Below are 12,444 nucleotides of genomic sequence, written 5' to 3' on the forward strand. Positions count from 1 at the left end.
CCTTATAAAAATAAAAAGTAAAAATCCATCTTAGTTGTAAGCTTTAAAATCACCTGCTTATCGTTGCCCTGACATCGCCATCGCCATCACTGCCATACGCACCGCAATGCCGTTATTGACTTGTTTTAAAATCACCGACTGACTGCCGTCTGCCACGCTTGATGCGATTTCAATACCACGGTTCATGGGTCCTGGGTGCATGACCAGGGCATTGGGCTTGGCAAGTTTTAGCCGTTGTTCGGTGATGCCATACATTTTAAAATACTCAGAAGTTGATGGCAAAAGTGGTGAGCCGATGCGTTCATTTTGGATGCGTAAGCCAATAATCACATCAGCATCTGCCACGCCTTTATCAATGTCATCAAATACTAAGACGCCATAGCGTTCAATGCCTTTTGGTAACAAAGTCTTGGGGGCGATGACACGAATATCACGCACCCCCAAAGTCGTCAAAGCCGAAATGTCCGAACGAGCCACACGGCTGTGCTTGATGTCGCCAACAATCGCCACAGAAAGTTCATCAAAGGGCTTATCTGCTTCACGGTAAATGGTGAGCATGTCAAGCATTGCCTGCGTTGGGTGGGCGTGCCAGCCGTCGCCTGCGTTGATGATGGCAACATTGGGGGTAACCTCGGTCGCCATATAATGGGCCGCCCCACTGGCAGAATGACGCACCACAAACATATCGGCACTCATCGCCTCCAAATTCCAAAGGGTATCACGCAAAGTCTCGCCTTTGTTGGTGCTTGAACGCGCGATGTCAAGGTTTAGCACATTAGCACCCAAGCGTTTTTGGGCGGCCTCAAAGGTGGTGCGAGTGCGTGTGGAATTTTCAAAAAACAGATTCATCACCGTCTTGCCTGACAGCTCTGTGGTGTTAATCAGCTTGCCATCTTCATCAAAATAACCCATCGCTTTATCAATAATCCCTTCAAGCTGTGGGCGTGTCAGTCCCTCCACACCGATAAAATGGCGTATGCCAGCATCGTCATTGGGGATAAGCTGTGGGCGGACAAGGGTTTGATTTAGGCGGGCGGTGGTGGCGGTCATGGGTTTTCCTTAGGTGCGTGCTTGTGCCGTGGCAAAATAAAATTAAGTCATTTTAACAAATTTTTCCCATTCAAAACAATATTGTTTTACAAAATAAACCCACAAAAATCCATACCAACAAGGCAACACACAGACCATCAGATTTATGGTAAAATATGCCAAAAAATTATCACGGTCTGATTGGCTTAGTCTGCTGATTTGATGATGATAATTGTAAAGATATTTTTAAGGATATTTTATGATGACATTAACCCAATATTTACAATCACACGCAAGTGATGAGCTTGCCAGCACGCTCGGCACTTTGGCAAACAGCAGTATCGCCATCAGTGCCTTACTTGATAAAGGGGCGTTGGCAGGCATCCACGGCGAAGCAGGTAACCAAAATATTCAAGGCGAAGCCCAAAAAAAACTCGATGTCATCGCCAATAATTTACTCCTTGATGCCCTAACCAAGAACCCACACTGTGCAGGCGTTGCCTCCGAAGAGCTGGATGAAATTAGCCCTGCTCATGATGATGGAACATTACTGGTCACTTTTGATCCGTTAGATGGCTCATCAAATATTGATATTAATATGACTGTGGGTACGATTTTTTCTATTTTGCCGTATCAGCGTGTGGGTAGCCAAGCCACCGAAGCCGACTTTTTACAAAAAGGTACTTCACAATTGGCAGCAGGCTATTTTATTTATGGTACCAGTACCATGCTGGCAATGACGCTGGGGCAAGGTGTCATCATGTTCAGTCTTGACCCAACGACACAAGAATACCTACTTATCGATAATCAAGTAAAAATTGATGAAAGTGCAGCAGAATACGCCATCAATGCATCAAATTATCGCTATTGGCTAGACCCCATCAAAGAATATATCAATGGTTTGGTTGCAGGTGATATGGGTATCCGCAATAAAGATTATAATATGCGTTGGGTGGCAGCGATGATTGCAGATGTGCATCGTATTTTGATTCGTGGTGGGGTGTTTATGTATCCTTTTGACACCAAAATTGCAGGTAAGGCAGGTAAGCTGCGATTGATGTATGAAGCCAATCCGATGAGCTTTATCATTGAGCAAGCAGGCGGTGCAAGTACTGATGGCGTGGTACGCATTATGGACATTCAGCCTAGCCACATTCATCAGCGTATTCCTGTGGTACTTGGTGCCAAAGAAGAGGTTGATTATGTCAAAAATTTACATGCCAAAGCAGGTATCTTGGCAAATGGTGAGATGGCATAACTCAATCAAACGCCGCCACTGGTGCGGCGTTTGATTCATCGGCTTATGTTATCATTTATCATTTATCATTTATCATTTATCATTTATCATTTATCATTTATCATTTATCATACAATTATGACCATCACCTCTAAAGATAACCCCATCATCAAACACACTCACGCTCTACTTGGCCATCATCGCACTCGCAAAAAAAGCAGGCAAACGGTTATCGAGGGCGTGCATTTGGTGGAAGCCTACCTTAAACAAATGCCAGCCGTCCACAGGCTTATTGTCTCAGAATCTGCCACGGTTCATGATGAGGTTTTACCGTTATTATCCCAAATTGACCCCAAACAAATCACCATCATCAGCGATACTTTATACCAACAAATACGCACGCTGGGTGAAAGTATCAGTGTCATGGCTGTGATTGATATTCCTCATCAGTCATTACCAACAATCAGCGGTGACTGCTTAATTCTTGATGGCTTGCAGGATTTGGGTAATATCGGCACACTATTACGAACTGCCTCAGCGGTTGGTATTCAGACAGTCATCACCTCGCCTAATACTGCTCATTTGTGGTCACCCAAATGCCTGCGTGCAGGTATGGGTGCTCATTTTTCAATATCAATTTATGAACATATCGCTGTTAATGAGATTTTACAAAAGCTAAAAACGCCGTTATATGCGACAAGTTCACATACAAATAAAGTGATCTATGACCATGATTTAACCAGCCCCATCGCTTGGGTGCTAGGACACGAAGGTCAAGGCGTGCGTGATGAATTTTTAAACAACGCAATACCCATCGCCTTACCACAACCAGGCGGACAAGAAAGCCTAAATGTTGGTATTGCAGGTTCGGTATGTTTTTATGAAATGTTGCGTCAGCGTCATTATCTTGTATGATGGTTAAACGCCATAGCCATGCTTAATCACATTGTTTAAACGATGATAAAACTTAATAATTGATTTAATTTTCATCTAAAAACAACCCTTTTATTTTTATAAATTTTTAATAAACTTTTTAAAGTATTAATCGATTATCAAGCGTAGCATGCCCCAAAAACTTATGCATCAAAAAAAAGCACCCAATCAATTTGGATGCTTTTTTGGATACAAATTTTGGATACAAGTCATCAACTGTGTCCATATCAATGATTGATCGCTTAGCTCATAGCTTGTCAATCAGTTCAGGCACGACATCAAACAAATCACCTTCTAAGAAATAATCAGCCACCGATGCAATGGGCGACTCTGGGTCGTTGTTGATCGCCACGATGGTTTTTGAATCCTTCATGCCTGCTAAATGCTGAATCGCCCCTGAAATACCGATGGCAATGTACAAATTAGGTGCAACGATTTTACCAGTTTGTCCCACTTGCATATCATTAGGTACAAAACCTGCATCAACAGCAGCACGACTGGCACCAACCGCAGCACCCAGCTTATCAGCCAAAGGCTCAATGTATTTGGTGAAATTCTCACCACTTGCCAATGCTCGACCACCTGAAACGACAATGTTGGCTGAGGTCAGCTCTGGGCGGTCAGTTTTGGCAAGCTCTTCTTTCACAAAACTTGATTTATCGGTATCTTCGGCAATACCCACCGCTTCAATAGAAGCACTGCCCGTCAATTCTGCTGGCTCAAATGCTGTACCACGCACTGACACCACGACCACATTTTCACTTGATTTGACTGTAGCGATTGCGTTACCAGCATAAATTGGACGCTCAAAAGTATTGGCATCTATGACGGCAGTGATGTCTGATACCATGCTGACATCTAACAGTGCCGCCACTCGTGGCAAAAAGTTCTTGCCAGTGGTGGTTGCAGGGGCAACAACATGGCTATAATCAGTTGCCAAAGCCTTGACCAGCAACGAGATATTTTCTGCCAGCTGATTGGTATAAGCGGCATTATCTGCCACCAAAACCTTGCTCACACCTGCTACCTTGGCGGCTTCTTGTGCCACAGCTTGGCAATCAGCACCTGCTACCAAAAGATGTACATCACTGCCCATTTGCACAGCTGCGGTAACAGTTGCAAGGGTTGCTGGCTTTAATTCTTTATTATCATGTTCTGCATATACTAAAATTGTCATAATTTTTATCCTTAAGCTTTATCGATTTATCATGGGTATTAAATAACACGCGCTTCATTTTTTAGCTTGTCAATCAACTCATCAACGGATGACACTTTAACGCCTGCCGAACGCTCTTTTGGTGCAGATACTTTGATGGTTTCAAGCTTAGCGTTCATTTCCACCCCAAAATCTGCAGGAGATTTGGTATCAAGGGGTTTTTTCTTGGCTGCCATGATATTTGGCAACTTAGGAAAACGAGGTTCATTCAAACGCAAGTCAGTTGTAATCACTACAGGCAATGGTAATGCCACCGTTTGTAAACCGCCATCAATTTCACGAGTCACATGCACTTTATCGCCTTCAACAACCACCTCTGATGCAAATGTGCCTTGACCCACACCCATTAAGGCGGCAAGCATTTGCCCTGTTTGGTTATTATCATCATCAATGGCCTGTTTACCCAGTAGTACAATCTGCACACCTTCAGCTTCTGCCACACCTTTTAGGATTTTGGCGACTTGTAATGGCTGTGCTTTGGCGTCTGTTTCAACCAAAATACCACGGTCAGCACCCAATGCCAATGCTGAGCGAATTTGCTCTGATGATTGGCTCGTGCCAATAGAAACTGCAATAATCTCACTGGCGACACCTTTTTCTTTTAGGCGAACCGCCTCTTCAATGGCGATTTCACAAAATGGATTAACGCTCATCTTAGCATTAGCAAGCTCAACGCCTGATTCATCGGCTTTGACACGCACTTTAACATTATGGTCAACAACACGCTTGACTGCGACTAATATTTTCATAAAATCCTCTTTTTTATCACTTGTTTTGGGTAAATAAAATAGTTTTGGGTAAATAAAATAAAAACATACTCCCCAATACAATACACATTCCACGCAGGTTTGTAAACCATAGAACGCAAATTTTCACTCAAAAAATATCAACTTTGACCAATGGGTCATTTTTGTAACAATATTTTACCCATTTCACCATCACACCAACATATTTTTAGGCATTCATTGCTTAGGTTCGGGGATTTACATGATACAATGACCTTTTTGTCTGTGCGGTTGGTTATGGCTGTATTTCATTGCTTATCTGATAAACAACAAGGCTATCTGTTTACCTTTATCACCATGTGCATTTGGGGTGCTTTTGGGCTAATGGCTCGCATGAATGCCTATTGGCATATTCAGATTTGGGATGTGTTGCTTTTGCGATTTGGTATCGCTGCTGCTGTACTTTTACCCATTTTATGGTGGAAAAAAGATTATCAATTTTTGTTTGATTTTAAACTGCTGATATTGGCTCTAGTAGGCAGTATTGGGTATTGTATCTTTGTTTATAACGGATTTTTTTATGCACCTGTGGCACATGGCGTGGTTTTTTTAAATGGTACATTTCCGCTATTTGCCGCTCTTATTGGCTATATAATGCTAAGGTCGCCCATCGACCGACAAACAGGCATCGGCTTATCAATCATCGTGATGACTTTACTTTTAATGACCATCAGCATAATCATTGGCGATGGGTATTTTGGGCGTGGCGATTTGATGTTTATTACCAGTGGTTTATGCTGGGGCTTGTTTTCGGTATTGCTTCGTAAGTGGAGCTTTTCGGCATGGCATATCATGTGCGGCGTTGCGATTTGGTCGGCAGTCATCTATTCGCTGATTTATGCCATATTTATCACGCCTGCTTTTCATACCGCCACACCTACGCATTTGGCAATTCAGGGTATTTTTCATGGTATCTTTGTGGTCATTATTGCCACATTAACTTATGCCGAAGCTGTCGCAAAAATTGGTATCTTCAAAGCAGGTAGTATCGCCAACTTAGCACCCTTTATTGCCAGTATCATTGCAGTACCACTACTTGGCGAGATGCTAAATACGACCTTAGTTATGGGTTTAATTGGCATGGCAATCGGTGCGTTACAGCCTTGGCGTTGGTTTATTGGGCGTTAATCGTATCAATCTGACCACCCACCTAAATCACATCAACACACTTATTTTGCCCAATCAAATAACTTAAATCCGCAGGACGCTCAATGTCCCAAAGGGCAATGTCCGCATCATAACCAATGGCAATTTTGCCTTTACTGTCTTGCAATCCCAACGCTTTGGCGGCGTTTAATGTTGTGCCTGCCAGTACCTCTTCTGGCGTGAGCTGAAATAAGGTACACGCCATGTTCATCGCCAGCAAAATAGAAGTAGACGGCGATGTTCCGGGGTTGCAGTCGGTGGATATTGCCATAGATACGCCTTGCTGTCGCATTTTGTCAATCGGAGGTAATTGCGTTTCTTTTAACACATAAAATGCCGTTGGCAGTAGCACGCCCACCGTACCTGATTGTGCCATGCGTTGAATGCTATCATCGCTTAGGTATTCAATATGGTCAGCAGACAAACCATCAAAACTTGCCACCAACGCCCCACCACTCATATCGCTTAATTGTTCGGCGTGTAATTTGACAGGCAATCCCAACGATTGAGCAACCTCAAAGACTTTTTTTACCTGCTGTTTGTTAAAGGCGATGTTTTCACAAAACGCATCTACCGCATCGACCAAACCCTCTTGATGCAAAATTGGCAACCACTCACAGACTTTATCAATATAAGCATCGTTTTGGGCATTGCCGTCATCGTCTTTATACTCCGGCGGTGTGGCGTGAGCTGCCAAATAGGTGGTTTTGACCGTGATGCCATAATCTTGTCCAAGCTTGCGAGCAACTTGCAACATTTTGCGTTCGTTTTGCAAATCCAGCCCATAGCCTGATTTGATTTCAATGGTTTTTACCCCTTCAGCAAGCAATGCTTTTAGGCGTTTTTCACTTTGGGCGTATAATTCATCAAAGCTGGCTTGGCGTGTGGCATTGACGGTTGAGATGATGCCACCGCCATTTTTGGCGATTTGTTCATAACTTACCCCTGTTAGCCGTGCTTCAAACTCATCACTGCGGTTGCCTGCATACACCAAATGGGTGTGGCAATCAATCAAGGCTGGGGTAAGCCATTTGCCTTGAGCGTCAATCAACCTATCAGCGGTGAATGACGATGCATCATCATGATGGCCTATCCATGTAATTTTGCCATCATTGATGCCAATGGCATGATTGGTCAGTTGCCCATAGGGCGTTGCCGTCTTGGTTGTTTGATTGCTTTGATTACTTTGATTATCAAGATGAAAGCCAAAATCGCTGTTCATGGTGGCGATATTGGCATGGGTGATTAATAAGTCAAAATGTGTTTTCATCATGGTATTTTTCATGGTTTTATCATACATAACAAATGGTTAAATTTAACATTGTGTTAACACTGTGCTTGATTTAAAACAATTTAAAACACTGTGCTAGAAATGTGCTTGATTTGGCAATTAGGTCTGATTTATCTAGACAATGGCAATGATTTGAACGGTGATGATGATAAAACCGCTTCAACCATCACCGCCAATAAACGACCAGCAACTTTTAACCCACGCCCATCAATGTCATATTTTGGTGACACTTCTGCCATGTCAATCACCTTAACTTTGCCTGTATTGATAATCAGCAAAACACAACGCTCAACAAAATCAAGGCTTAAGCCTTTAGCCGCCACCGCACTCACCGCAGGCATGACAGAACCTGCCAAACAGTCCATATCAATGGTCAAATAAATCACATCTAGCGGCGCAATAAACGCCAAAATTTTTTGTTCAATCGCTTGCCAATCAAGGCGATGGCAATCATCATCACCAATCACACTCACCCCCAAATCAAAGGCTTGCTCATATAAACTGGCGGTGTTGCTAAACTGACTGATGCCTATGCACAAATAATGAAATGGCTGCTCTTTTATGTCCAAATGCTCAGCAATTTGGCGAAACGGTGTGCCAGAAGTGGCGTATTGGTCTTGACGCAAATCAAAATGGGCATCTAAATTGATGATGCCAATGTTTGCCAAAGGCGTGGGGGCGACTGCCATGTGTTGCCACAAGCCTAAAAACGACCCCCAAGCGATTTCATGCCCACCGCCCAAACCAATCGGCAAGGCATTGGCGTTTAGCACCGTGCTGATTTTATCAGCATAATCTTGTTGAGCAATTTCTAACAAATTGGGGCAAATTGTGTCATCATCATCACAGACAACATTGCCTGCATCGGTCACGATGCCCGCCATTGATTGAAAGGCTTGTTGTGTTTGATATGAAATTGGTAATTTGGCAAAACTGCTTTTAATGGCATCAGGGGCATGCTTAGCCCCAATGCGTCCTTGGTTGCGGTTCACCCCTTGGTCGCAAGCAAATCCAATTAGGGCAATTTTTGGCTGGTTTTTTTGATTGTTTTTTCGATTAAGAGCATCATCAAACGCTTGAATGTACTGATACCAATAGCAAGCTTTGTCATTTTCAAAAGGTTCTGCCCTGCCTGTGTATGCCTTAAAATCAGGGGCTTGATGATAAACATTGGGGGGTGTCATAATGATTTCCTAACCTATAAAGCTTGAATGGTTCTTTCATAAAAGGACATTGAATCATTTCCCTTTATGAAAAAACACAGACATGACAACATGACAGACACACATTGATGCTATTTTGCCAAAAACCAATCCGTACGCAACTCCCGCCAGCTGTCAATCAGCTTGCCATCAATCACCAGCTGTTTGGCGTTTTCGATGTCTGGGGCAAAGTAGCGGTCTTTGTCATAATGGGCGACGCTTTGGCGTAATGTTTGATGAACACTGGCAAGTTTTGGCGATGTGTGTAAACCCTCTTCCAGATGAAAATCCACGCCTTGAGCCGCTGCCAAAAGCTCAATGCCCACAATGGTGGCGGTATTACAAGCCATGTCATATAAACGCCTGCCTGCATAAGTCGCCATTGACACATGGTCTTCTTGGTTGGCAGAGGTTGGAATGCTGTCGACAGATGCTGGGTGAGCGTGTGATTTATTTTCAGAGGCCAAAGCGGCGGCGGTCACATGGGCTATCATAAATCCTGAGTTCACCCCTGGATTTTTGACCAAAAAGGCAGGCAAGCCCGATAAAGTGGCATCAATGAGCAAAGCGATACGCCGTTCACTCATTGAACCAATCTCACTGATGGCAAGTGCCAACATGTCAGCAGCAAATGCCACAGGTTCGGCATGAAAGTTACCGCCTGAGATTGCCACAGGGCCATCATTGTCATTAAAAATCAAGGGGTTATCAGTAACGGCATTGGCTTCAATCAACAAAGTTTTGCCCGCTTGGTTAATCACATCCAAACACGCCCCCATCACTTGTGGCTGACAACGCAAACAATAAGGGTCTTGTACTCTTTCATCATCTTCTTTGTGTGATGCACGGATTTGGCTGTCAGCGATTAACTGGCGATGAGCACTGGCGATTTGTGCCTGACCATGATGCCCACGAGCGTCATGAATGCGAGCGTCAAATGGGGCATCTGAACCTTTGGCAGCGTCAATGGACATGCTGCCAACCACCGTGGCGGCCGCCAGCAAATCTTGTGCCATAAAATAGCCACGCAAAGCCAAGGCGGTCGATGTTTGCGTGCCGTTAATCAGTGCCAATCCTTCTTTGGCCGCCAACACAATCGGAGTTAACCCTGCGTCATCAAGGGCCTTTTTTGCTGACATGTTTTCGCCATTCACAGACACATCGCCAAATCCCAACATGGCAAGCGTCATGTGTGATAAAGGCGCCAAATCCCCTGATGCCCCAACCGAGCCTTTGGCAGGAATGTGGGGAATGATGTTGTGATTGATTAAGCCCAAAAGGCTGTCCACCACTTCACGGCGAACGCCTGACACGCCTTGAGCCAAGCTTGATACTTTCATCACCATAATCAGTCGTACCACCTCATCAGGCAATCTGTCGCCTGTGCCAACCGAATGCGATAAAATCAAATTGCGTTGAAGCAGCTCAAGCTCATCATCACTGATGCGTTTTTTGGCAAGCAGGCCAAAGCCAGTGTTAATGCCATAGGCGGGCTTATCTTTGGCAATGATGGCTTGCACCGCTTGACGAGATGCGTCAATCGCTTCATACGCTGTTGGGTCAAGGCTGATTTTGACAGGGCCATCGTACACTTGGCGAAGCTGGGCAAAGGTGAGGTTTCGTGGGGTTAATATGAGCGAATTCATGGTTTCTCCAAACAATAATTTGTTTTAAGTTTATTAAGTTTGTTGATTTGGGTTTATTGGCGACAACTGAACATTTTTTAAAACCATCATTGACAACTTATTTCACCATCGGCAGATTTAAGCCATAGTTTTTGGCAGTTTCAATCGCCAATTCATAGCCTGCATCAGCATGACGCATGACGCCACTGCCACAGTCATTGACCAGCACATTGGCAAGGCGTTTGGCGGCCGCTTCTGTGCCATCGGCGACAATCACCATGCCAGAATGCTGGCTATAACCCATGCCCACACCACCGCCATGGTGCAGGCTTACCCAGGTTGCCCCGCCTGCCACATTGAGCATGCCATTTAATAATGCCCAGTCGGACACCGCATCGGTGCCATCTTTCATGGATTCACTTTCTCGGTTGGGGCTGGCAACCGACCCTGTGTCTAGGTGGTCTCGTCCGATGACAATCGGGCCTTTTAGTTCGCCATTTTTCACCATCTCATTAAATGCCAGACCTGCCTTGTCTCGCTCACCCAAACCCAGCCAGCAAATGCGGGCAGGCAGACCTTGAAAGTGAATGCGGTCTTTTGCCATGTCCAGCCAATTATGTACATGTGTGTTCTCTGGGAACAGCTCTTTGATTTTTTGGTCGGTTTTATAAATGTCCTCAGGGTCGCCAGAAAGTGCCACCCAACGAAACGGGCCCTTGCCTTGACAAAATAGCGGACGAATATAAGCAGGCACAAAGCCTGGAAAATCAAAGGCATTTTTCACCCCAGCGTCAAAGGCAACTTGACGGATATTATTGCCATAATCGGTGGCAGGCACGCCCATCTTTTGCAAATCAAGCATGGCTTGCACATGAATGGCACACGATTTGGCAGCCTCTTGGGTCAATTTGGCATGTTGGCTTGGGTCTTGTTGGGCAGCCCTCCAATCATCTACCGTCCAGCCAATGGGCAGGTAACCATGAATTAAGTCATGGGCTGATGTTTGGTCGGTAACAAAATCAGGCTTGATGTCGCCATTTTTGGCACGCTGAACAATCTGTGGCAAAATTTGAGCGGCATTGCCCAAAAGAGCGATGGATACCGCCTCACCTTTACTGGTGTGTTCTTTGATAAGTTCATAAGCGTGGTCTAAGTCGTTTGCCTGCTTATCCACATAGCCTGTACGCAAACGAAAATCAATGCTTGACTGTTGGCATTCAATGTTAAGCGATGTCGCCCCTGCAAAAGTCGCTGCCAGTGGCTGAGCCCCACCCATGCCACCAAGCCCTGCGGTCAAAATCCAACGCCCTTTCCAGTTATCGGTGCTTTTGTCGCCTTTTTTTGTGCCAAAGTGCTGCCGCCCTGCTTCGGCAAAGGTCTCATAAGTACCCTGCACAATGCCTTGTGTGCCAATGTAAATCCAGCTGCCTGCGGTCATCTGCCCATACATGAACAAATCTTTGCGGTCAAGCTCGTTAAAATGCTCCCAAGTTGCCCAGCGTGGCACAAGGTTGGAGTTGGCAATTAACACTCTGGGGGCATTTTCGTGAGTGTTGAACACGCCAACGGGTTTGCCTGATTGGATAAGCAGTGTTTGGTCATCTTCTAGCTGTTTTAGACTTGCCAAAATTTGGTCATAACATTCCCAGTTGCGTGCCGCCCGCCCAATTCCGCCATAGACCACAAGACTTTGGGGGTTTTCGGCGACATCAGGGTGTAGGTTATTTTGTATCATGCGGTAAGGGGCTTCGCTAAGCCAGCTTTTACAGGTCAATGCTGTGCCTGTTGGGGCTTTGATGACACGGCTTGTGTCAGTGCGAGTAAATTGGTTCATAAAAATGTCCTTTTTGCTAAAATTTAAATTAGTAAATATCGTAATAAATTGTATATACTAATAATAGCAAAAAATAATTATCTGTACAAATGATTTTTCAATCTTAAACAAAAAATACCGTCATCATCAGATAACGGTATTTTGAA

General features: G+C 44.6%; 10 protein-coding genes. 3 read left to right on the plus strand and 7 right to left on the minus strand.

Annotation, left to right across the window (positions count from 1 at the left end; translation table 11 throughout):
- Nucleotides 1-57: 57 nt before the first annotated feature.
- Nucleotides 58-1,050 (minus strand): aspartate carbamoyltransferase catalytic subunit, encoded by a 993-nt coding sequence (locus A4U55_RS04780; protein WP_049166872.1) that lies wholly within the window; start codon nucleotides 1,048-1,050, stop codon nucleotides 58-60.
- Between the two features lie 238 nt (nucleotides 1,051-1,288).
- Here A4U55_RS04780 and A4U55_RS04785 point away from each other — a divergent pair, with 238 nt between their 5' ends.
- Together A4U55_RS04785 and A4U55_RS04790 are read left to right on the plus strand one after the other, a co-directional pair.
- Nucleotides 1,289-2,287, plus strand: coding sequence for a class 1 fructose-bisphosphatase (locus A4U55_RS04785; protein WP_049166873.1), 999 nt, complete (start codon nucleotides 1,289-1,291; stop codon nucleotides 2,285-2,287).
- Between the two features lie 117 nt (nucleotides 2,288-2,404).
- Entirely contained in the window at nucleotides 2,405-3,181 is a 777-nt protein-coding gene (locus tag A4U55_RS04790) for a TrmH family RNA methyltransferase (RefSeq protein WP_049166769.1), read from the plus strand.
- Between the two features lie 265 nt (nucleotides 3,182-3,446).
- Here the strand turns inward: A4U55_RS04790 and A4U55_RS04795 are convergent, their stop codons facing one another.
- On the minus strand, nucleotides 3,447-4,376 hold the full coding sequence (locus tag A4U55_RS04795; protein ID WP_063454071.1) for an electron transfer flavoprotein subunit alpha/FixB family protein: 930 nt from the start codon (nucleotides 4,374-4,376) through the stop codon (nucleotides 3,447-3,449).
- 38 nt (nucleotides 4,377-4,414) lie between these two features.
- Nucleotides 4,415-5,164, minus strand: coding sequence for an electron transfer flavoprotein subunit beta/FixA family protein (locus A4U55_RS04800; protein ID WP_003669332.1), 750 nt, complete (start codon nucleotides 5,162-5,164; stop codon nucleotides 4,415-4,417).
- 246 nt (nucleotides 5,165-5,410) lie between these two features.
- Here A4U55_RS04800 and A4U55_RS04805 point away from each other — a divergent pair, with 246 nt between their 5' ends.
- A complete protein-coding gene (locus tag A4U55_RS04805) occupies nucleotides 5,411-6,328 on the plus strand; it encodes a DMT family transporter (protein ID WP_003659001.1) in 918 nt (305 codons plus the stop codon).
- Nucleotides 6,329-6,350: 22 nt separating this feature from the next.
- Here the strand turns inward: A4U55_RS04805 and hutI are convergent, their stop codons facing one another.
- The 4 genes from hutI to hutU form a co-directional block, all read right to left on the minus strand.
- Nucleotides 6,351-7,631 (minus strand): imidazolonepropionase, encoded by a 1,281-nt coding sequence (gene hutI / locus A4U55_RS04810; RefSeq protein ID WP_063454072.1) that lies wholly within the window; start codon nucleotides 7,629-7,631, stop codon nucleotides 6,351-6,353.
- A 116-nt stretch (nucleotides 7,632-7,747) separates the two neighbouring features.
- Nucleotides 7,748-8,821: a formimidoylglutamase gene (gene hutG / locus A4U55_RS04815; RefSeq protein ID WP_063454073.1), complete on the minus strand. Its 1,074-nt coding sequence runs from the start codon at nucleotides 8,819-8,821 to the stop codon at nucleotides 7,748-7,750.
- A 110-nt stretch (nucleotides 8,822-8,931) separates the two neighbouring features.
- Nucleotides 8,932-10,485 (minus strand): histidine ammonia-lyase, encoded by a 1,554-nt coding sequence (hutH, locus tag A4U55_RS04820; RefSeq protein ID WP_003660862.1) that lies wholly within the window; start codon nucleotides 10,483-10,485, stop codon nucleotides 8,932-8,934.
- Nucleotides 10,486-10,582: 97 nt separating this feature from the next.
- A complete protein-coding gene (hutU, locus tag A4U55_RS04825) occupies nucleotides 10,583-12,298 on the minus strand; it encodes a urocanate hydratase (RefSeq protein WP_003665283.1) in 1,716 nt (571 codons plus the stop codon).
- Between the last annotated feature and the right edge of the window lie 146 nt (nucleotides 12,299-12,444).

The organism is Moraxella catarrhalis, assembly GCF_001632285.1.
GTDB classification, from domain to species: Bacteria; Pseudomonadota; Gammaproteobacteria; order Pseudomonadales; family Moraxellaceae; genus Moraxella; species Moraxella catarrhalis.

Coding starts and splice junctions, on each gene's coding strand:
- A4U55_RS04780 (WP_049166872.1), bottom strand. CDS start 1,050: ATGACCGCCACCACCGCCCGCCTAAATCAAACCCTTGTCCGCCCACAG.
- A4U55_RS04785 (WP_049166873.1), top strand. CDS start 1,289: ATGATGACATTAACCCAATATTTACAATCACACGCAAGTGATGAGCTT.
- A4U55_RS04790 (WP_049166769.1), top strand. CDS start 2,405: ATGACCATCACCTCTAAAGATAACCCCATCATCAAACACACTCACGCT.
- A4U55_RS04795 (WP_063454071.1), bottom strand. CDS start 4,376: ATGACAATTTTAGTATATGCAGAACATGATAATAAAGAATTAAAGCCA.
- A4U55_RS04800 (WP_003669332.1), bottom strand. CDS start 5,164: ATGAAAATATTAGTCGCAGTCAAGCGTGTTGTTGACCATAATGTTAAA.
- A4U55_RS04805 (WP_003659001.1), top strand. CDS start 5,411: ATGACCTTTTTGTCTGTGCGGTTGGTTATGGCTGTATTTCATTGCTTA.
- hutI (WP_063454072.1), bottom strand. CDS start 7,631: ATGAAAAATACCATGATGAAAACACATTTTGACTTATTAATCACCCAT.
- hutG (WP_063454073.1), bottom strand. CDS start 8,821: ATGACACCCCCCAATGTTTATCATCAAGCCCCTGATTTTAAGGCATAC.
- hutH (WP_003660862.1), bottom strand. CDS start 10,485: ATGAATTCGCTCATATTAACCCCACGAAACCTCACCTTTGCCCAGCTT.
- hutU (WP_003665283.1), bottom strand. CDS start 12,298: ATGAACCAATTTACTCGCACTGACACAAGCCGTGTCATCAAAGCCCCA.